The organism is Leyella lascolaii, assembly GCF_900079775.1.
GTDB lineage: Bacteria > Bacteroidota > Bacteroidia > Bacteroidales > Bacteroidaceae > Prevotella > Prevotella lascolaii.
In genome coordinates this window covers 462,258-484,757 of record NZ_LT556036.1, presented here as the reverse complement: position 1 = coordinate 484,757, position 22,500 = coordinate 462,258, and the positions used below count along the sequence as shown (strand labels likewise).

The window sequence follows — 22,500 nt, the reverse complement described above, 5'->3', positions numbered from 1 at the left end:
ATTCAATTATTTATACATTTAATTATTATATTCCTGTTCTTCAAACATATTGAGCATTTTTATTGTTGCCTTTATGGCAGCTTCAGTCTGGTCTGCATCAAGGCCTCTGGTTCGTATCATTTTATCACCGAAACGCCATGTAATGACTGTCTGTACAAGAGCATCTGTACGTCCTCCTGGTGGAATTGTAACCGCGTAGTTCTCAAGTAGCGGAAAAGTACGACCGAGTTTTTCTTTATATATTTTTCTTAAAGATTTGACAAATGCATCATACTGTCCGTCTCCTGTAGAATCAGCTTCATAAAGATTACCATTTATCGAAACTTTCACACTGGCTAAAGGTTTCAGACCATATGCGAGTGATACCATATAGCTAACCAACTTTATCCTGTTTTCAGGAGCAGAATGTTTCAACACATCACTGACAATAAATGGAAGATCATCCTGTGTTACAATTTCTTTTCTGTCTCCGAGCTCTGTTATACGCTTAGTAACCTTTTTAGTCTGCTCTGCAGAGAGTTCCAATCCGAGTTCTTTAAGATTTCGTGCTATGTTTGCCTTACCACTGTTTTTTCCTAAAGCATATTCACGTTTACGTCCAAAACGTTCCGGAATAAGATCATTGCAATACAGATTATCCTTATTATCTCCATCTGCATGTACACCGGCTACTTGAGTAAAAACATTCTCACCCACAATTGGTTGGTTCGGAGCTATTGCTATTCCCGAATATCCTACAACAAGTTTGCTAATGTCGTTAAGTCTGCTTTCTTTTATGTTGGTCTTTGCATGAAACTGGTCTTTCAAGATGGCTTGCACACTTGCGAGAGGCGCGTTGCCGCAACGTTCTCCAAGCCCGTTTACCGTAACATGCAAACCCTTAGCCCCACTAAGTACAGCTGCCAGAGAATTACTTACAGCAAGGTCATAATCATTGTGTGCATGAAAGTCAAAATGCGCATTCGGGTAGCGTTTTATCATTTTTCTGAAGAATTCAATCACCTGAAGAGGATTAAGCACCCCCAAAGTGTCTGGCAGCATAAACCTATTTACATTTGTATCAATCAGCGCATCCATAAGCTGATACACATATTCCGGAGAGTTTTTCATCCCATTACTCCAGTCCTCGAGATAAAGATTGACACCTATATTTTTTTCTGCCGCATATCTCAAAGAATTTTTAATATCATTGATATGTTCTTCAGGAGTTTTATGCAATTGATGTGTGCAATGCTTCAACGAACCTTTTGCAAGTAGGTTTATGACCTTACATCCACAATCACATATCCAATCTATAGACTGTGTGCCATCGACAAATCCCAATACCTCAACTTTATTGAGCATACCAATTTGGTTTGCATATCTGCATATCATCTTGACGGCATCCTTCTCACCTTCAGACACTCTGGCTGACGCAACCTCTATACGGTCAACGTTTATATCCTTAAGGAGCATTCGTGCCATCATCAGCTTTTCATGTGGCAGAAAGGATACACCGCTTGTTTGTTCTCCGTCTCTTAACGTGCAGTCCATTATCTCGATAAACGGAGGTATCCTCTGATAGGTATTCACCTTTGAGTCTCCCATTTCTCTATTTTGTCTTTATTCTGTAAAAGGTAGTCTATATCATCCAGTCCATTCATAAGACAATGTTTTTTGTATGCATTTATTTCAAATGTCTCTGTCCTCCCGGTTGTCTTATTCGTAACTTTCTGATTAGGAAGATCGACTTCAACCAATGTATCCGGATTTTTTTCTATTTCTTCAAATAGTTCTTTTAGGAAATCATCGGAAACGACTACAGGCAAAACGAAATTATTCAGTTCGTTTTGTTTATGTATATCCGCAAAGAAACTGCTGATTACAACTCTGAATCCATATCCTGCAATTGCCCACGCAGCATGTTCACGACTGCTGCCGGAACCGAAATTTTTTCCGGCAACCAGAATACAGCCTTTATATTTAGGATTGTTAAGTACAAAGTCTTTTTTTAATGAACCATCCTTATTATATCTCCAATCTCTAAAAAGATTCTCTCCAAATCCTTTCTTGTCTGTTGCCTTAAGAAAACGTGCTGGAATTATCTGGTCTGTATCAACGTTCTCTAATGGAAGCGGTACACATGTACTGACTATTATATCAAATTTTTGCTTCATGTTTTTAATGTTTTCAAATGATACTTCTCGGATCTGTTATCACTCCTGTAATTGCTGCTGCCGCTGCAACAAGCGGGCTTGCCAATATTGTTCGAGAGCCAGGTCCCTGACGACCTTCAAAATTTCGGTTGCTTGTTGAAACTGCATATTTGCCGGAAGGAATCTTATCATCGTTCATTGCGAGGCAGGCTGAACATCCCGGCTGGCGTATTTCAAATCCGGCTTCCTCAAGAATTTTGTCCAGTCCCTCTTCCTTAATTTGTCTCGCCACAGCCCACGAGCCCGGTACCAGCCATGCGGTGATATTGTCTGCTTTTTTCTTACCTTTTATTATAGAGGCGAATGCACGGAAGTCTTCGATTCTTCCATTGGTACATGCGCCAAGAAAAACATAGTCCACCTTATGGCCTATCAGTTTCTGTCCAGGTTCAAACCCCATATAATCAAGTGATTTCAAAAAAGATGCTTTTCCTGAACCATCGATTTCGTCCAGACTCGGGATAGACTCGCTTATGCCAATACCCATACCCGGATTAGTACCATAGGTTATTCGTGGCTCTATATCCGAAGCGTCAAAAAACAATTCTTTATCAAATATGGCATCATCACCGCTTTTTAACGTTCTCCAATATGCTATTGCCTTGTCCCAGTCAGCACCTTTTGGAGCATATTCCCGTCCTTTTATATATTCAAAAGTCACATCATCCGGTGCTATAAATCCACCGCGTGCTCCCATTTCGATTGAAAGATTACACAATGTGAGACGTCCTTCCATCGACATATGACTCACAGTAGAACCGGAATATTCCACAAAATATCCCGTTGCACCTGAGGTTGTAAGCTTTGACATAAGATATAGGGCGACATCCTTCGCTGTAACTCCATCTGCCAGTTCACCGTTAATATTTATTCTCATAGACTTTGGCTTCTGCTGCAATATACATTGGGACGCAAGCACCATCTCCACCTCGCTTGTTCCTATCCCGAAAGCCACAGCACCCATTGCACCGTGTGTTGACGTGTGAGAATCTCCACACACAATTGTCATTCCCGGCAAAGACAACCCTTTCTCCGGTCCCACAACATGTATTATACCATTATCCTCGGACATCATTCCAAAATGAGTCAATCCGAAGTCTCTGGCATTATTTGCCAATGTGTCTACCTGCTTTCTTGATACGGGGTCTTCAATTTCCTTATCCTGATCATGCGTAGGCGTATTATGGTCCGGCATGCAGAATATCTGCTTAGGTCTGAAACACTTCAGACCACGTTCTCTCAATCCTTCAAAAGCCTGTGGACTGGTAACCTCATGACAATAGAGCCTGTCTATATATAGTTGTGTAGTGCCGTCTTCAAGTAACTGGACGACATGTCTGTCCCAAATCTTATCAAACAAAGTATTCATGTCTTATCTTTTAAATTTGTTAATACAGTCAATATAAGCCTCTACAGATGCAGTAACAATATCGGTGTTAGCCCCGAAACCATAATAAATATGTCCGTTATATTCAACCTGCATATGAACCTTTCCCACGTCATCAGACCCTTTACTTATAGCCTGAATGGTGAATTCCTTTAAAGTCATATGTTTCTGTATAATCTTTTTCAATGCGCATATTGCCGCGTCTACAGGTCCGTTGCCCGTTGATGCCTCTTCAAATTTCTGTCCGGAAATATCAAGTCCTATGCTTGCGACGCTTCTTACTCCCATTCCTGTTGTAACCTGAAGGAAATCGAGCTTCACGGCACGGGTCTCAGCAATATCCGCTCCTGCAAGCATCAGTATGTCGTCATCGTTCACTTCCTTCTTCTGGTCTGCCAGTTTAAGGAACTTCTGATATATTTTGTCCACCTTCTCTTCATCATCCACTTCCACGCCAAGAACACTTAATCTGTATCTCAGTGCTGCCCTTCCGGAACGGGCTGTCAATACAATTGAGTTGTCGTCAAGTCCCACATCCTTGGGGTTCATTATTTCGTATGTCGACACATTTTTCAGTACACCGTCCTGATGTATTCCGCTTGAATGCGCAAAAGCATTTCTGCCTACAATAGCCTTGTTCGGTTGAACAGGCATATTCATCAGACTCGACACCATGCGGCTTGTGGGATATATTTTTGTAGTGTTTATATTTGTCTCTATGTCGAGCTTATGACATTTCAGAATCATGGAAATCTCTTCCAATGATGTGTTTCCTGCTCTTTCTCCTATTCCGTTTATCGTGACTTCAACCTGCCGTGCGCCGTTCAGCACTCCACTGAGTGTGTTTGCCGTAGCCAGTCCCAGGTCATTGTGGCAATGTGTCGAAATGATGGCTTTATCAATGCCGTCAACGTGTTCCATCAGATACTTTATCTTATTACCGTATTCGTCCGGAAGGCAATAACCGGTCGTGTCAGGTATGTTGACTACAGTCGCTCCAGCCTTTATGACAGCCTCGACGACCCTTGCAAGATATTCATTGTCTGTGCGTCCTGCATCTTCTGCATAAAATTCGACGTCATCTACGTAGCGTTTCGCATACTTGACGGCAGCTATGGCACGTTCCAGTATTTCTTCCCTATTGGATTGGAATTTATACTTAATATGAGAATCAGACGTGCCAATTCCCGTGTGTATTCTTTTATGTTTTGCATATTTCAGCGATTCTGCCGCAACATCAATGTCCTTTTCTACAGCTCTTGTCAAAGCACAGATTACAGGCCATGTCACAGCTTTGGATATCTCAATAACAGAATTGAAATCGCCCGGACTCGAAATAGGAAAGCCTGCTTCAATAACGTCAACCCCCAACTGCTCAAGTTGCTTGGCAACTTGTATTTTCTCTACAGTATTCAACTGGCATCCAGGTACCTGTTCGCCATCACGAAGTGTGGTATCAAAAATGAATAATCTGTCTGTCATATGTCTTAATTTATGCGAATTTATACTGTCTCTCTGTCATATAAAACAAAGACCTTTCACACCATCGGTAAGTGAGAAAGGTCTGTCTATATTTTTTATATGCATATTTTTCAGCCGCATCCTACAACTTACCCTCTTCAACCATATTAATTAGCTGAATAATAATAGCATGTAGGATGTTCTGAGATACTGTCATTGCCGTTTTTGTTTGTTCGGTTGCAAAGATAATCATATTATTCATATTAGCAAACAAATTACCACTTTTTTAGTTGAATAAATTTCATTTTGCAATAAAACAGTATTTTTAATATTGTTTTATGTTCGTGTTAAAGCCATCATTTCAGACCCGTATACATGTGAAATGTTTTCTTTGAAATCTCGTCAGCCGAAAAACTTAGCGATATCAATCCGTCTTGAAATTTGCGATTCGGATGCTCTCCGTGTTCCGGATAATGATGGTGCGGAACCAGTCGCGCAAGACCCCACCCTCTCTGTTTTGCGAGTCAGAAACCATTACGACTGTCTGTGATCCGTCCGCCAATTTCGGACCAAGGCACATTCCTTCATAATTTGCCAATGAGTAATTGAAAAGAGCGAGTCTGGTTTTCCATTCACACAACAGTTCCTTAGGCAGGTCAGTTTCCGGTGGTTCAGACATGTATTCTGTTGACGGTGATGATTGTGGTCTGACCAGATATAGTTTGCACACGACATAAGCGCCAAGAATACTTTCCGGAACACGGAACTCACGCTCAAGAACCACAAGCGAGCCATCATCAAGAGCGAGAAGCTCACTAATGCCATGGGCATAATGCTTTCCGGCACTGTCCGCCTGAGGTTTGTCCATTCTATATGAATACGCGGAAACAGGACGCAAGTCAACGTTAAAGGACTGGAGTCTGACTACAGCCGCAGTGTCGCTTGTCATCAGTGCGTTGGCGTCAGGATAGACATTTTCCGTGCAGGTCCATAACAACCCCGTGTTTTCATTGTATGACAATGATTCGTATCCGAAGTTTTCGGATGCTTTTGCAAGATACAGTTCACGCCCGGTAAACGTTCCTACAGAGTCATATTCCATGATTCTGCTGTCTCGTTCTCCAACAATGAGAACAGTGTTGCGTTCCGGGATATATGTGATGCCTTCCGCATCACGGTTCGGAACATCCGATGCCACAAAACCTTTGTTTCTCACGTTAATAATTTCACCGCTTATGGAATCAATGTCTATATTGAAGACAAAATATCCGTCGTGTTCCGATTTGTCACTGACAACCGCATACAAACCATTTCCCATACCGGTTATTCCGCTGTAGTTTCCAGCCGGAACATTTTTACCGAAGGACATCTGTTTATTGACTGTCACACTAATCTGGGCGGACACATCCGTCACTGTTACTGCTGTAAAAATGCCTATGGCAAATATTTTAGACGAGACATTCATTTCTCTGCAATCTGATTTTTGGATATGCAAACATACAAAAAGTACATCACACAACAATACCAATTTATTAGTATTAATATGTTTTCACAGGAATTACGGTAACAATTTGTGGGTAATCTGTAATAATCCGGCAACGAATGTTTCCCCAACTCGAATATTATAAGTAATTTTGTCTCACGAACAGAATAACCGCATTATATGAGACTTTCAGAATTGAAAACCGGAGAACGTGGCGTCATTGTAAAAGTGATCGGACACGGTGGTTTCCGCAAACGCATTGTTGAAATGGGTTTTATAAAGGGAAAGATTGTGGATGTACTACAGAACGCCCCGCTTCAGGATCCGGTGAAATACAAGGTTATGGGTTATGAGATTTCACTACGGCGCTCAGAGGCAAGCATGATAGAAGTTATATCCGTAGAAGAAGCCAGACAATGGGTAGATGAATATCCTGAATCACAAGATATAGATATAACCGACAAATATGAGGATGATTCGTCCATATTGAGCGATAAGCAATTGCACGATGCTGCACTGAAGAAAAGACGCACCATAAACGTAGCACTTATAGGCAACCCCAATTGCGGCAAGACATCCTTGTTTAATTTCGCATCCGGTTCCCATGAAAAAGTAGGCAACTATTCCGGCGTTACCGTTGATGCCAAGGAGGGACGTGCCACATTTGAAGGATATGAGTTCAACATCATAGACTTGCCCGGCACATATTCATTGTCAGCGTATTCTCCTGAAGAGCTGTATGTCCGCAGACAACTCATCGAGAAAACCCCTGATGTTGTGATTAATGTGATAGACACCAGTAATCTGGAGCGCAACCTGTATCTTACGACGCAGCTGATAGACATGCATTTGCGTATGGTCTGCGCGTTAAACATGTATGACGAGGCTGAGAAACGTGGTGACATCATTGACAGCAACAAGCTCGGAACGCTTTTCGGTGTCCCGATGATACCTACCACGTTCACTTCCGGACGTGGGGTTGAGCTGCTGTTTCACATTATTATAAATATGTATGAGGGATTGGATTTTCTTGACAATAAAGGAAATCTCAATCCTGAGGTGGCTGACGAGATAAGGCAATGGCATCTCAAATACGACAAAGAGGACTGCAACGACCACGAGGAGGATTTCGCCAGCGGCATAAAGCCGCGCAACAACGTTTTCCGCCACATACATATAAACCATGGCAGATACATAGAAGAAGGGATAGCTGACATTCAGAAAGAACTGAAAAAACCGGGAAATCCGAGACACCTCTACTCCACAAGATATCTGGCTATAAAATTGCTTGAAAACGACAGGGAGGCGGAAAAACTGCTTGACTCTTATCATAACAAGGAAGCAATACTTAAAGTGAGAGACCGTGCGGTGGAGAATGTGAAGTATTACACAAAGGAAGACTGCGAAACTGCCATAATGAACGCTAAATACGGTTTCATTCACGGGGCACTTCATGAATCGGGTTATGAGACCGGTAACAAGAAAGACACTTATCAGACAACCCACATCATCGACAATGTGATAACAAACCGTTATGTGGGATTTCCAATATTCATCATGTTTTTATGGGTAATGTTTGAGGCTACTTTCTCACTCGGGCAATATCCGATGGATTGGATTGAGGCAGGCGTGGCATGGATAGGCGATACAGTAAAGACATATATGCCTGACGGCCCTCTGAAGGACCTTATAAGCGACGGTATCATAGGAGGCGTGGGAGCGGTGATTGTGTTTCTTCCTCAAATCCTAATTCTGTATCTTTTCATATCATATATGGAAGACTGCGGATATATGGCGCGTGCCGCATTCATAATGGACAAGCTGATGCATAAAATAGGTCTGCACGGCAAGTCGTTCATTCCGCTCATCATGGGATTCGGATGTAACGTTCCTGCCATCATGTCGACACGCACCATAGAGAGCCGGCGCAGCCGCATCATCACCATGCTCATAATTCCGTTGATGAGCTGCTCCGCCAGACTTCCAATCTACATAATGATAACGGGCATAATGTTTCCAAAGGCATATCAGTCTGCCGTAATGATGGCACTGTATGTCACCGGCATTGTAATGGCTATCTTAATGAGCCGTCTGTTCAGCCGTTTTCTTATTAAAGACGAAGACACTCCTTTTGTTATGGAACTTCCGCCATACCGTTTCCCGACAAGCAAGGCTATAGCAAGGCATACATGGGAAAAAGGCAAACAGTATCTCAAGAAGATGGGAGGCATCATACTTGTGGCAAGCATAATAGTATGGGCACTAAGCTATTTCCCGCACGACGACAGGCTGAACAGACAGCAGCAGGTTGAGAACAGCTATATCGGACAGATAGGCAAATTTGTAGAACCTGTATTCAGACCACAGGGGTTTGACTGGAAGCTTGATGTGGCAATATTGTCCGGAGTTGGAGCGAAAGAAATTGTGGCTTCAACCATCAGCATCCTATACTCGTCTGAGGCGGACGGCAGTGCCGGTGAAGATACACACGGGTCGGAATACGGACATCTCAGACAACAGATGACAGCCGACAACATAACGCCTCTTACCGCCATAAGTTTTCTGGTCTTCATACTACTCTACTTTCCGTGTATAGCTACGATAGCTGCCATAAAAGGAGAAACCGGATCATGGAAGTGGACGCTGTTTGCCATGGCATACACGACAGCACTCGCATGGATAACTTCCGCCGCGGTATTCCAGGTCGGGACCTTGTTCGGAGCCTGACGACGACTGCCCGTCGTAATGTAGAATCAGACAGACGTACACGGCGTTATGACAACTTTCATATAAACAGAAATGAACATATATATAAAAACTGCGGCTTTCGCCATCTTATCATTCATAAATACATTGACCCTGTCAGCACAGAATCCGGTCGCAAACAGGGTCAGGGCAGCAGCTGAAAGCCTGCCTGACGGATGTGAGATTGTGGCAAAATATACGGACAACAGATACCACTGTCTTTTTTATACGATGCATAACCGTTTATATAAATATGACGTGCTGACCAACAAAAATACAGATGTTAACTTCACTCCGTTCGCTTACTCGTCAATATATGCCACTTACCTGGCTCCAAAAGGGAAATATATCTATATCTGCATAGAGAGAAGCCCGTTCTCCCAGACCACTCCTGAGAACAGCCACGAACTGTGGAGGATAAGCCCGGACGGTGATGAAAGCAAAAAGATAGACGAAGGCATAAAGATAATCAAACGCAAGGGATGCTTCATTATAAAGAAGCTTTCGCGCATAAAAAGGGTAAAAGATAAAAACGGGACACGCCGGCAATGGATGATGAGAGACCATTATTACAATCTTGACGGCCATATAATATGGGCAAAGGATGAATATGAATATAAAAAATAAAAACGTGTCCCGACATTTGTGATTTGCATTCTTCCGATACTTGCGTATATTCAATTATAAACAGAAATAATCACTTCATATTATACAGAAAACTCGGATTCTGTGCGAGATTGCAAATATTCCTGCGAATACAGCTTAAAATCATGTATATTGTAAGTGTCTGACAATATGCGACTTATGTATTTACGGAAAATGACGGATTCGTCGCGATGTCATGAAAGAGGCTCTCTGGCATGACAGAACAGGCTCTACCGGCATGCGGAAGAGCCTGTTTCAAGACATGAAACAGTGCATCTGCGCGTCCGGAACGGGCTTTTTCGCATCAAACAGTTATGATTTTTTCTAAACAACAGGCACATGACACGTATTTCATAAGCCGGTTCTCAATTTCTACAATATGGAATGCGGGAAAATGTTGTGTTAATTTTCTCAAGGAGTTAAGTTAATATTTGTATATAGAATTTCGCCTTATGCGTATACTCCATGTACGAGAGACACATGTGCATTCATAAGTACGACATCATTGCCTGTTGTATACATACATGGCTAACCGCGCATAAACTTAATATGACTCCTTACAGTGACTGATGGAAAATATGCATACCGCGTACAGATTATATATCCATCAGGTCGGGCACTGCGGCATGCTCAGTTCACGGTAATGTGAAAACATCCCTGCTTCACCTCGTATTTTACAAGACATCTCTTTTCGCGGCGCAGGTCGTCAAGAACCTCACTCAACACCCATTTCAACGTGTCGTTTCTCACAACGCGCCGTTTGGGTCCGTCAGGATCCTCAACCGTTTTATACCGGTTGTAGCATATGTCGAAAGTCGTACCGTAAAGATGGCAGCTGTTCTCTGTGGCATTGCTGTTGTGGCCGCGCAGTTTCCTGACGTCCTCTTTGCTGCGCAATACACTTGTAACAATTATTTTGTGAAGCGGTATGCCTTTTATCTGCAGGCTGTCAAAAAAATTACGTCCTATATCCTGTAACAACACCGATGCTTTCGGCACAAGATACGGTATGCTGCTATACAGTTTGTCAACGTGAAAATATGGATTACTACCGACATATACCAGCTCAGACTTGCGTCTTTCGGCATCGGCACGGTCTTCCACAGCTGCAACACCGTGTTTCTTTGCAGAAATCAGCTGTACGTCATTCTGGTCAGGAAACGTGTTGCCGAAATGCGGAACGCTGTATATCGGATTTTTAACAGGCGTGCCGTCCGGATTGAAAAAGCGCGATTTTCCCGCATATTCCTCCTTCACAACCGTTCCGGAGTCATGCGTTTTATAAAGAGAGTCCTGTTCATTACGGACATCCGGCGTTTTCATATTACTGCCTTCAAGCGGCTCCGCTATTGACGGGAACAGACAGCGGACAAACGCAAGAAATATCACGATAAGTCCGAATGTCTGCAAATATGTCTTTTTGGTAATCTTCATCATATGTTGTAAATTGCTGCAAAAGTAATATTTTTTTTAGAATTACAATAAGTGCGTAATAAAAAACAGACATGTCCTACGCGCATAACATCTCTACGGAAGGGCATGGCGGCATGCCATGTCATTGAAATGGGGCTTTTATCATTCAGGCAGTGCCGTATAATGCGTGTTCACAAGAGAGGATGCAGTATGTCAGGATGTATTTCGGTTAACGCCGGTGCTGTAAATTTAAATACATTTTTATTTTGTTTTTTATACTATTTGAGCTAACTTTGCAACCGAAACAATAACGAAAAAACTTGATAGAGAAACATATTATATTGGAAGACATTGATCCTGTCGCATTTTACGGTATAGGAAACAGTCATCTGCAAATGATAAGGTCGCTGTTTCCGAAGCTCAGGATAGTGGCAAGAGACAATGTTGTGAGAGTGCTCGGAGATGATAATGACATCACCGTTTTCCAAGATAAGATAGAGCTGATGCGCAAGCATGTCCTCAAGTTTAACTCTATCAGTGAAGAAGATATTTTAGACATCATAAAAGGCAGACAGACCAAAGGCGAGGCAATAAAAGATGTGCTTGTATACAACATATCCGGAAAACCAATAAAAAGCCGTAGCGTCAACCAGCAAAGACTGATAGACGAATACGAGAAAAAGGATATGATTTTCGCCGTGGGACCTGCCGGAACAGGCAAGACTTATCTGAGTATAGCACTTGCGGTCAAGTCTTTAAAAGAAAAGAGCATAAAAAGAATCATACTGAGCCGTCCCGCTGTGGAAGCCGGAGAGAAGCTGGGGTTTCTTCCGGGAGACATGAAGGAGAAAATAGATCCATACCTGCAACCTTTATATGACGCGCTCGAGGATATGATTCCACAGGTGAAGCTACAGGATATGATGGAGAAGAACATCATACAGATAGCACCGCTGGCGTTCATGAGAGGAAGAACTCTTAACGACGCTGTGGTTATTCTGGATGAGGCTCAAAACACTACTCCGGCGCAGATCAGGATGTTTCTCACCCGCATGGGATGGAATACAAAAATGATAATAACAGGTGACGTCACACAAATTGACTTGCCAAGAGGACAGAAAAGCGGTCTTGTCGATGCCATGGATATATTGAAAGACATTGATGACATCTCGTTCGTGAATCTGTCAGGAAAAGATATCGTAAGGCATAAACTGGTCACTAAGATAGTGAGTGCCTATGATGCATATGATAAAGGACATCATATGACAGAAGGGAAACAGAACAATTAAAACATATAAAATATGAAAGCATTAACAGCGACCGACTTCCATTTTGATGGACAGAAGAGTGTGTACCACGGCAAAGTACGTGATGTGTATGATATAAACGACGACATTCTCGTAATGATTGCCACAGACAGAATCTCGGCATTCGACGTCATTCTGCCTAAGGGTATTCCTTACAAAGGTCAGGTGCTGAATCAAATAGCATCCAAATTTCTGGATGCGACCGCTGATATCTGCCCCAACTGGAAACTTGCCACACCCGACCCTATGGTGACAGTCGGTCTTAAATGCGAAGGTTTCAGGGTTGAGATGATTATCCGCTCTATACTCACGGGCTCAGCATGGAGAGCTTACAAGAACGGTTGTCGCGAACTGTGTGGGGTGAAACTGCCGGAGAGCATGAAAGAGAACGAGAGATTCCCGGAGCCTATTATAACTCCGACGACAAAAGCCGATGAGGGACATGATCTGGACATTTCCAAAGAGGAGATAATAAGACAAGGTATTGTCAGCGCGGAAGATTATGAGGTAATGGAAACATACACAAGACAACTGTTCAGACGCGGACAGGAAATAGCACAGAAGCATGGTCTTATACTCGTCGATACGAAATATGAGTTTGGAAAGCGCGACGGTAAGGTATATCTCATAGACGAAATACACACACCCGACAGCAGCCGCTATTTCTATGCTGACGGCTATGAGGAGAAGCTCGCAAACAACCAGCCGCAAAAACAGCTGTCCAAGGAGTTTGTAAGGCAGTGGCTTATCGAACATGACTTTATGAACGAGCCAGGACAGACAATGCCGGAAATAACGGACGAATATGCAAACAGTGTGAGCGAGAGATATATCGAACTTTACGAGCATATCACCGGTGAAAAGTTTGTAAAGGCACAGGATGCTGACGATATTTCAGCAAGAATAGAGAAAAACGTCAATGCTTATCTGGCTGCAGCCAGATAAGCATGATAGTGCCTGATGAAGTTGACAGCATTTCATATACATAATGACATATAAACAAGAGGAAATAAAGCCTTACGATCCGGACAGTGACAAAGGTGAACAGGTGGCGCGCATGTTCAATAACATCGCCCATTCATACGATAAACTGAATCACAGGCTGTCTTGGAATATAGACAAGATATGGAGAAAAGCCGCCATAAATTCCTTGAGGAGATATAATCCGCGAACGATTCTGGATATCGCGACAGGAACCGGTGACTTTGCCATAGAGGCGGCAAGAATGCTTGCGCCGGACCAGATTATCGGCGCAGACATAAGTATAGGGATGCTGAAAATAGGAAATGAGAAAGTTAAGAAACTGGGGTTGGACAGTGTCATTGCATTCAAGAAGGAAGATTGTATGAATCTTTCATTTGAGGATAACGCGTTTGATGCTGTGACTGCAGCTTTCGGAATAAGAAACTTTGCAGATCTTGACCGCGGTATAAATGAAATGTATCGTGTTTTGAAACCTGGCGGACATCTCAGTATTGTTGAGCTTACAGCTCCTGTGCATCATCCAATCAAGGGGCTTTTTAAGATATACTCACATACGATTCTCCCATTATACGGGAAATTGATATCGCACGACAATGTGGCTTATTCATATCTCACAGCTACAATCGAGGCTTTTCCACAAGGTGAGAAGATGGTAAGCATCCTTAAAAATGCCGGTTTTTCCGATGCCTGTTTCAAACGTCATACATTCGGTATCTGCACCACATACTTTGCAACGAAATAAAACGTATAGCTTATGGACAAATACGGACTTATAGGTTTCCCCCTGGGACACTCGTTCTCAATCAGCTATTTCAATGAAAAATTCAAGAGTGAGAATATTGATGCGGAATATGTCAATTTTGAAATCCCGACGATAGAGACTCTGCCGGAGATACTGGCGTCAAATTCTGAGCTTAAAGGTCTGAATGTAACTATACCATATAAGGAGAAGGTTATTTCGTATTTGGACGATATGAGTGAAGAAGCACGGGAAATAGGTGCGGTAAACGTAATTCGTGTAACTCATAAAGGCGGTAAGACCTATCTGAAGGGATTCAACAGTGATGTCATCGGATTTACAAGAAGCATCGAGCCGATGCTGGAATGTATACATAAAAAGGCTCTTATACTTGGAACAGGCGGAGCATCAAAGGCAATAGATTTTGGATTAAGGTCACTTGGTTTGAAAACGTTGTTTGTAAGCCGCAGCAATGAAAAGAAAGGAGCCATATCATATGATGCGGTAACTCCTGATATAATAAGGGAATATAACGTTATTGTCAATTGCACGCCTCTGGGTATGTACCCGAATGTAAACAGTTGCCCCAAAATTCCTTATGAGGCAATGGACAGTAACACCATATTATATGATTTGATATATAATCCTGATGAGACTCTTTTTATGAGAAAGGGTGCCGAACACGGAGCAACAACAAAAAACGGCGTGGAAATGCTTTTGCTGCAGGCTTTTGCGAGTTGGGAATTCTGGAACGGAAAAGAATAATACATAAAACGACTATGGACAATTCTAACAGATATATGATGCGTGGCGTGAGTGCCGCCAAAGAGGATGTGCATAATGCCATCAAGAATATAGACAAGGGATTATATCCGCAAGCATTCTGCAAGATATTGCCAGACATACTTGGTGGGGATGATGATTATTGTAACATCATGCACGCGGACGGAGCCGGTACGAAGTCATCACTTGCATATATGTATTGGAAGGAGACCGGTGATATTAGTGTATGGAAAGGCATTGCTCAGGACGCTGTTGTCATGAACACGGATGATCTCTTGTGCGTGGGAGCCACTGACAATATTCTTGTTTCAAGTACAATCGGACGCAATAAGATGCTTATACCGGGGGAAGTCATATCTGCGATAATTAATGGAACTGACGAACTGCTGTCCGAAATGAGAAATATGGGGGTCGGTATATATGCGACTGGAGGTGAGACTGCGGATGTCGGGGATCTGGTTCGGACAATTATTGTCGACTCCACCGTTACATGTAGAATGAAACGTTCTGACGTTATCAATAATGCCAACATACGTCCGGGTGATGTGATTGTAGGTCTGGCGTCATTCGGACAGGCTACATATGAGAACAAATATAACGGAGGTATGGGAAGCAACGGTCTGACAAGCGCTCGGCATGATGTGTTTGCAAAATATCTCGCAGAAAAGTTTCCCGAGAGTTACGACCATAATGTTCCTGACGAACTTGTTTACAGCGGACATTATAAACTTACCGATGAGATAGGTAAGCTTGGACTTGATGCGGGACAGCTTGTCCTTTCGCCGACCAGAACATACGCTCCTGTGATAAAAAGCATACTTGATGACTTACGACATGAGATTCATGGAATGATACATTGTACTGGCGGAGCACAGACAAAAATATTGCATTTTGTTAATGACAATTGTCATGTTATAAAAGACAATATGTTTCCAGTACCTCCATTATTCAGAATTATACGTGAAGAAAGTGAGACGGACTGGAAGGAAATGTATAAGGTATTCAACATGGGACATCGGATGGAGATTTATGTGGATAACAAACATGCCGACAGAATAATCGAGATAAGCCGGAAATTTAATATCGACGCGCAGATTGTCGGCCGTGTTGAAGAAGGTCCTAAAGGGCTTACTATAGAATCAGAATTTGGTGTCTTCAATTATTAATTATTGACAAATGGCTGACCGTAACAACATCCTGGATAAATTGAATGGCTTGGAAAGCCGCTACGAAGAAATATCCACTTTGATAACCGATCCTAATGTAATAGCAAATCAGGATAGGTTTATCAAATTGACGAAGGAATATAAGGAGTTGGGAGACATTATGGACGCCCGGAAAAGGTATTTGTCTTGCATGAATTCAATAAAAGAGGCAAAAGACCTGTTGGCAAATGAGTCAGATGCGGAAATTAAAGAGCTGGCACGAGAAGAGCTGAGTATTAATGAGAATCTGTTACCCCAAATTGAGAATGAAATAAAACAGGCTCTTGTTCCCAAAGACCCTGAGGATGGGAAAAACATACAAATGGAAATAAGAGCCGGCACAGGCGGGGACGAGGCAGCCTTGTTTGCAGGAGATCTATTTAACATGTATAAGAAGTTCTGCGATTCTAAAAAATGGAATCTATCTATCATTAGTGTCAGTGAAGGGGCTGTAGGAGGATTTAAGGAAATCGATTTTGCCGTAAGCGGTGAAAATGTATATGGAATAATGAAATATGAATCCGGAGTGCATCGGGTTCAGCGTGTTCCTGCAACTGAGACTCAAGGCAGAATGCACACGAGTGCGGCAACTGTAGCTGTATTACCGGAAGCAGACAAATTTGAGGTTAACATTAATGAGGGCGAGATAAAATGGGATACATTCAGAAGCAGCGGTGCCGGAGGACAGAATGTAAATAAAGTCGAATCTGGTGTGAGACTGCGATATATGTGGAAAAACCCGAATACGGGAGAAGAGGAAGAGATACTGATTGAATGTACAGAGACAAGAGACCAGCCTAAAAACAAAGAACGCGCACTTGCCCGCCTTAGGACATTTATATACGATAAGGAACATCAGAAATATATGGATGATATTGCCAATAAGCGGAAGACGCTGGTGTCAACCGGAGACAGAAGTGCAAAGATCCGCACATACAATTACCCGCAAGGTCGTGTGACAGACCACAGAATAGGTTACACTACGCATGACTTGCAAGGGTTTATGAACGGTAACATTCAAGAAATGATAGATGCCCTTACTGTAGCTGAGAATGCAGAAAGAATGAAAGAATCCGAATTATAATAAATTTATGAACAGACAAGACTTAATTATAGAGATAAAAAATAAGAAATCTTTTCTTTGTGTCGGTTTGGATACTGATTTAAGAAAGATACCACCCCACCTCACTGAAGAGGAGGATCCTATATTCAAGTTCAATAAAGAAATCATCGATGCGACTGCACCTTACTGTGTCGCATACAAACCGAACTTAGCTTTTTATGAAGCCTTCGGTGTAAAAGGTATGATTGCTTTTGAAAAGACCGTAAGATATTTGAAGGAAAACTATCCGCACCATTTTATAATCGCAGACGCAAAAAGAGGTGATATAGGAAATACATCTGCAATGTATGCCAGAACATTTTTTGAAGAATATGATATTGATGCTATAACTGTCGCACCTTATATGGGAGAAGACAGTGTCACTCCATTTCTTACTTATAATGATAAATGGATTATACTGTTAGCACTCACGAGCAATAAAGGTTCGAACGATTTTCAACTGACAGAAAATAAAAACGGACAGAGATTGTTTGAGGAGGTTTTGTACAAGTCACAAAAATGGGGCAATCCTAAAAACATGATGTATGTGGTAGGTGCCACTCAAGGCAAGATGTTTAAGGATGTAAGAAAGATTGTACCTGACAGTTTTCTTCTTGTCCCGGGCGTCGGAGCGCAAGGCGGTTCTCTGGAAGATGTATGTAAGTACGGAATGATAAAAGACTGTGGACTCCTGGTTAACAGCTCAAGAGGAATAATATATGCAAGCAATAAAAATGATTTTGCGACTGTAGCAGCACAAAAAGCATGTGAAATACAGAAAGAAATGGAAAAGGAACTGTATGCGCATGGCATATTATAGGGCAAATTATTATCGCATTACGGAATATTATCAAGCTATGTATATATTATAAATTAATTTTATTATATTTGCAAGATATAATAAGAAAGAAAGGAAGATGGAATTTACTGCTAAACAGATAGCTGACTTTGTTGGAGGCCGTGTCGAGGGAGATATAAATGCTTCAGTACATACATTTGCCAAAATAGAAGAAGGTACTGAGGGTGCTATATCTTTTCTCTCAAATCCCAAATATACTCATTATCTTTATGATACAAAATCATCTGTTGTCCTTATAAATGAGGACGTTAAATTAGAACGGTCTGTAAAAGCAACGCTGATACGTGTCAAGGATGCATATGAATGTATAGCAAAGTTATTGCAATTGTATGAGTCAAGCAAACCAAGAAAGACTGGAGTACATTCTTTAGCATGTATATCGCCAAAAGCATTGATAGGAAAAGACTGTTATATAGGTCCGTTTGTCTATATTGGAGATAATGTCAGAATCGGAGACGGATGTCAGATATATCCCAATTCTGTAATTGAAGATAATGTTAGTCTTGGCGACAACTGTCTGATATATGCTAATGTATCCATATATCATGATTGTAAAATCGGAAATAATGTAACGATTCATTCAGGAAGTGTTATTGGCGCCGACGGTTTTGGCTTCGCTCCAAATCAGGATGGATATGACAAAATTCCACAGATTGGAATTGTTAAAATAGAAGATAACGTAGAAATCGGTGCTAACAGTTGTGTGGACAGATCTACTATGGGACAAACTATAATAAGAAAAGGTGTAAAAATAGATAATCTTGTCCAAGTGGCACACAATGTTGAAATAGGTGAAAATACCGTTATGTCAGCGCAGGTTGGTATTGCAGGAAGCACAAAAGTAGGCTCATGGTGTATGTTCGGAGGACAGGTAGGATTGGCAGGTCACATTACTGTCGGAGATAAGACCTTCTTGGGAGCACAATCCGGTGTGCCTGGTAACATAAAGGGAAATGAGAAACTTATAGGTACTCCACCGATGGAACCACATAAGTATTTCAAGTCACAGGCAATATTCCGCAAGCTGCCGGAATTATACAAACAAATTGCAGAATTGCAAAAGCAAGTAGACGAATTAAAGAAAAAATAAATATACTATGTTGAAGCAAATGTCACTGAAAGGCAGTTTTTCTCTTTGTGGAAAAGGACTGCATACAGGATTGAGTCTGACGGTAACATTTAATCCCGCTCCGGAAAACACCGGATACAAGATTCAACGTATTGATCTTGAGGGCATGCCAATAATAGATGCCGTAGCAGAAAACGTAATAGATACCCAAAGAGGAACCGTACTTGGAAAAGGAAACATACGTATCTCCACGGTCGAACACGGATTGGCTGCGCTTTACGCATTGGGAATAGACAACTGTTTTATACAAGTTAACGGTCCGGAGTTTCCTATTCTTGACGGCAGTGCTGCGATGTATATACAGAAAATACAGGAAATAGGTGTAGAGGAACTCAATGCCCCAAAAGATTGGTATATTATACGACATAAGATTGAAATCAAAGATGGAAGTTCGTGTATCACCATCCTGCCTGATGATGACTTCAGTCTTACGGCAATGTGTTCCTTTAATTCCAAATTCATTAACAGTCAATTTGCAACATTAGACAAGATAAATGACTTTGCAACAGAGATAGCTCCAGCCAGAACTTTTGTTTTTGTACGTGACATAGAGCCACTGTTAAATGCAAACCTCATAAAGGGAGGCGATTTGGATAACGCCATCGTAATATATGAACAGCAGACCACGCAAGAAAGGTTGGATAAATTGGCTGATATGCTTAAAGTTGAGCACCGTAATGCATCAGAATTAGGCTATATCCAGCATAAACCATTGGTTTGGGAAAACGAATGCACACGCCATAAGCTGTTGGATATAATCGGTGATATGGCTTTGATAGGTAAACCCATAAAAGGCAGGATTATAGCGACACGTCCCGGACATACGATCAATAATAAATTTGCACGTCAGATGCGTAAGGAAATACGCAAGCATGAAGTGCAGGCTCCTATATACAATCCGAATGAGACACCAATAATGGACAATATTCGCATTCGTGAACTTTTGCCTCATCGCTATCCCATGCAACTTGTCGACAAAGTCATTTCTTTGGGTGCGACAAGTATTGTCGGTATAAAGAATGTTACAAGCAACGAACCGTTTTTTGTCGGACATTTTCCGCAAGAACCCGTTATGCCTGGTGTTCTCCAGATTGAGGCAATGGCTCAGTGCGGAGGACTGCTTGTACTTAACACTGTTGAAGAGCCGGAACGTTGGTCAACATACTTCATTAAAATAGATGAAGTTAAGTTCAGACAGAAGGTTGTTCCGGGAGACACTTTAATATTCAAGGTTGACTTACTTGCCCCATTGCGTCATGGCATCTCTTCAATGAAAGGCTACGTGTTTGTTGGAGACCACATTGCGTCAGAAGCAACTTTTACAGCCCAGATAGTTAAAAACAAATAAGAAACATATCAAAAATGAATCAGATAAGTCCATTAGCATACATTCATCCGGAAGCTCAAATTGGAGATAATAATATTATAGGACCTTTCTGCTGTATAGACAAAGATGTAGTTATTGGTGACAATAATGTCCTGATGAACAGTGTGACAATACACAACGGTGCACGTATTGGCAATGAAAATGAGATATTTCCGGGAGCAAGCATTTCCACAAAACCGCAAGATCTGAAATATCGCGGGGAATCAACAACCTGTGAGATAGGCAATAAAAACAGTATAAGGGAAAATGTGACAATATCACGAGGCACAGCCTCAAAAGGGACAACAAAGGTAGGAAACAACAATCTGCTTATGGAAACAGTGCATGTTGCCCACGACTGCATCCTTGGTGATAATCTGATTATCGGCAATTCAACAAAATTTGCAGGAGAAGTGGTCGTTGACAGCAATGCTGTCATAAGCGGTGCTGTATTATGCCATCAATTCTGTCATATAGGCGGATATGTTATGATTCAGGGTGGAAGCCGTTTCAGCCAAGACATTCCGCCATATATTATAGCAGGAAAAGAGCCAATCAGATATGCCGGTATAAACCTTGTCGGACTTCGCCGAAGAGGCTTTTCCAATGAACTGATAGACCTTATCCATAACGCATACAGATTATTATATTCCAAAGGGATTCTGGCTGAAGGAATCTTGGAAATAAAAAGAAACATACAAATTACGAAAGAAATACAATACATCATAGATTTTGTAGAATCATCAAAACGTGGGATCATTCGCTAAATGAATACTCTCATTGTTATTATAGGACCGACAGGTATTGGTAAGACAAAAGTTGCAATAGAAGTTGCAGAACACTTTAATATTCCGATAATCAATGCGGATTCACGGCAGATGTATGCAGAAATACCCATTGGAACTGCGGCACCTACCAAGGAACAACAGACGAGAGTAAAGCATTTTTTTGTAGGAAACCTTCATATATCAGATTATTATAACGCTTCAATGTTTGAAGCTGACGTAATGGCTCTCTTGAACGATATGTTTCAAGAGAATTCTATTGCACTTATGAGTGGTGGCAGTATGATGTATATAGATACTGTATGCAATGGCATTGATGACATACCGACAATTGACGACACCACAAGAAAAATAATGAAAGAACGCCTTGAAACCGAAGGGCTTGAGGCTCTTGTGGACGAGCTGAAAACACTTGACTATGACCATTGGAAACTTATAGATAAAAAGAATCCACGCAGAGTTATTCATGCACTCGAGATATGTCATATGACAGGAAATACCTATTCGTCATATCTGAAGAGACAACGAAAAGAGCGTCCTTTCAACATTGTTAAGATAGGACTTACAGCAGAGCGTGAGTACATTTATAACCGTATCAATACAAGGGTTATAGATATGTTAAGTCAAGGATTTCTTGAAGAAGCAAAACGTGTTTATCCTTACAGACACTACAATTCATTAAACACAGTAGGTTATAAGGAACTGTTCGAATATTTTGACGGTAATATCTCTCTGGATGAGGCGATACGCCGAATACAAAGCAACACACGCCGCTATTGCAGGAAACAGCAGACATGGTTCAAGCGCGACAATACAGTCAGATGGTTTGCCCCACACAATATTAAAGAAATCATAAATTATATAGAAAATAATCTATGTGAATAAACAAATTTTGTACATTTGCACAAAATC

Annotated in this window: 19 protein-coding genes; 13 read left to right on the top strand and 6 right to left on the bottom strand. The window is 41.6% G+C overall.

Translation table 11 applies throughout. From position 1 onward, the window contains the following. Positions 1–18 precede the first annotated feature (18 nt). From BN4609_RS05345 to BN4609_RS05325, 5 genes are all read right to left on the bottom strand, one after another. Positions 19–1,587 carry a hydroxymethylglutaryl-CoA lyase-like TIM-barrel protein gene (locus BN4609_RS05345; RefSeq protein ID WP_068855571.1) on the bottom strand — a complete coding sequence of 523 codons (1,569 nt, stop codon included), beginning with the start codon at positions 1,585–1,587 and terminating at the stop codon, positions 19–21. Continuing rightward, positions 1,569–2,156, bottom strand: coding sequence for a 3-isopropylmalate dehydratase small subunit (leuD, locus tag BN4609_RS05340; RefSeq protein ID WP_021992385.1), 588 nt, complete (start codon positions 2,154–2,156; stop codon positions 1,569–1,571). Before leuD ends, BN4609_RS05345 begins: the two co-directional genes overlap by 19 nt. A gap of 13 nt (positions 2,157–2,169) precedes the next feature. After that, positions 2,170–3,564: a 3-isopropylmalate dehydratase large subunit gene (gene leuC, locus BN4609_RS05335; protein WP_068855570.1), complete on the bottom strand. Its 1,395-nt coding sequence runs from the start codon at positions 3,562–3,564 to the stop codon at positions 2,170–2,172. A 3-nt stretch (positions 3,565–3,567) separates the two neighbouring features. Further along, complete coding sequence (locus BN4609_RS05330; RefSeq protein ID WP_068855569.1) at positions 3,568–5,064, bottom strand: 2-isopropylmalate synthase; 1,497 nt, start codon at positions 5,062–5,064, stop codon at positions 3,568–3,570. A 403-nt stretch (positions 5,065–5,467) separates the two neighbouring features. Beyond that, positions 5,468–6,412: an esterase-like activity of phytase family protein gene (locus BN4609_RS05325; protein WP_241033202.1), complete on the bottom strand. Its 945-nt coding sequence runs from the start codon at positions 6,410–6,412 to the stop codon at positions 5,468–5,470. A 294-nt stretch (positions 6,413–6,706) separates the two neighbouring features. Between BN4609_RS05325 and feoB the strand changes: the two genes are divergently transcribed. Both feoB and BN4609_RS05315 read left to right on the top strand, forming a co-directional pair. Further along, positions 6,707–9,253 carry a ferrous iron transport protein B gene (gene feoB / locus BN4609_RS05320; protein ID WP_068855567.1) on the top strand — a complete coding sequence of 849 codons (2,547 nt, stop codon included), beginning with the start codon at positions 6,707–6,709 and terminating at the stop codon, positions 9,251–9,253. Between the two features lie 72 nt (positions 9,254–9,325). Further along, positions 9,326–9,898 carry a hypothetical protein gene (locus BN4609_RS05315; protein ID WP_068855566.1) on the top strand — a complete coding sequence of 191 codons (573 nt, stop codon included), beginning with the start codon at positions 9,326–9,328 and terminating at the stop codon, positions 9,896–9,898. A 648-nt stretch (positions 9,899–10,546) separates the two neighbouring features. On the opposite strand, the gene BN4609_RS05310 is transcribed toward BN4609_RS05315, so the two are convergent. Beyond that, on the bottom strand, positions 10,547–11,350 hold the full coding sequence (locus BN4609_RS05310) for a DUF5715 family protein (RefSeq protein WP_068855654.1): 804 nt from the start codon (positions 11,348–11,350) through the stop codon (positions 10,547–10,549). Between the two features lie 299 nt (positions 11,351–11,649). On the opposite strand from BN4609_RS05310, the gene BN4609_RS05305 reads away from it, so the two are divergent. The 11 genes from BN4609_RS05305 to miaA all read left to right on the top strand — a co-directional run bounded on the left by BN4609_RS05305 (position 11,650) and on the right by miaA (position 22,473). Beyond that, a complete protein-coding gene (locus BN4609_RS05305; protein WP_068855565.1) occupies positions 11,650–12,618 on the top strand; it encodes a PhoH family protein in 969 nt (322 codons plus the stop codon). A gap of 12 nt (positions 12,619–12,630) precedes the next feature. Further along, on the top strand, positions 12,631–13,581 hold the full coding sequence (locus BN4609_RS05300) for a phosphoribosylaminoimidazolesuccinocarboxamide synthase (protein WP_068855564.1): 951 nt from the start codon (positions 12,631–12,633) through the stop codon (positions 13,579–13,581). 43 nt (positions 13,582–13,624) lie between these two features. Next, positions 13,625–14,362 carry a bifunctional demethylmenaquinone methyltransferase/2-methoxy-6-polyprenyl-1,4-benzoquinol methylase UbiE gene (gene ubiE, locus BN4609_RS05295; RefSeq protein ID WP_068855563.1) on the top strand — a complete coding sequence of 246 codons (738 nt, stop codon included), beginning with the start codon at positions 13,625–13,627 and terminating at the stop codon, positions 14,360–14,362. Positions 14,363–14,374: 12 nt separating this feature from the next. Continuing rightward, on the top strand, positions 14,375–15,124 hold the full coding sequence (locus BN4609_RS05290; protein ID WP_068855562.1) for a shikimate dehydrogenase family protein: 750 nt from the start codon (positions 14,375–14,377) through the stop codon (positions 15,122–15,124). Positions 15,125–15,138: 14 nt separating this feature from the next. Next, entirely contained in the window at positions 15,139–16,308 is a 1,170-nt protein-coding gene (locus BN4609_RS05285; RefSeq protein WP_021992396.1) for an AIR synthase related protein, read from the top strand. Positions 16,309–16,318: 10 nt separating this feature from the next. Continuing rightward, a complete protein-coding gene (prfA, locus tag BN4609_RS05280; protein WP_021992397.1) occupies positions 16,319–17,431 on the top strand; it encodes a peptide chain release factor 1 in 1,113 nt (370 codons plus the stop codon). 7 nt (positions 17,432–17,438) lie between these two features. After that, positions 17,439–18,269 carry an orotidine-5'-phosphate decarboxylase gene (gene pyrF / locus BN4609_RS05275; RefSeq protein ID WP_068855561.1) on the top strand — a complete coding sequence of 277 codons (831 nt, stop codon included), beginning with the start codon at positions 17,439–17,441 and terminating at the stop codon, positions 18,267–18,269. Positions 18,270–18,366: 97 nt separating this feature from the next. Continuing rightward, a complete protein-coding gene (gene lpxD / locus BN4609_RS05270; RefSeq protein ID WP_068855560.1) occupies positions 18,367–19,398 on the top strand; it encodes a UDP-3-O-(3-hydroxymyristoyl)glucosamine N-acyltransferase in 1,032 nt (343 codons plus the stop codon). Between the two features lie 7 nt (positions 19,399–19,405). Next, positions 19,406–20,785, top strand: coding sequence for a bifunctional UDP-3-O-[3-hydroxymyristoyl] N-acetylglucosamine deacetylase/3-hydroxyacyl-ACP dehydratase (locus BN4609_RS05265; protein ID WP_068855559.1), 1,380 nt, complete (start codon positions 19,406–19,408; stop codon positions 20,783–20,785). 14 nt (positions 20,786–20,799) lie between these two features. Continuing rightward, on the top strand, positions 20,800–21,570 hold the full coding sequence (gene lpxA / locus BN4609_RS05260) for an acyl-ACP--UDP-N-acetylglucosamine O-acyltransferase (RefSeq protein ID WP_068855558.1): 771 nt from the start codon (positions 20,800–20,802) through the stop codon (positions 21,568–21,570). Beyond that, entirely contained in the window at positions 21,571–22,473 is a 903-nt protein-coding gene (gene miaA, locus BN4609_RS05255) for a tRNA (adenosine(37)-N6)-dimethylallyltransferase MiaA (protein WP_068855557.1), read from the top strand. The last annotated feature ends 27 nt before the right edge of the window (positions 22,474–22,500 follow it).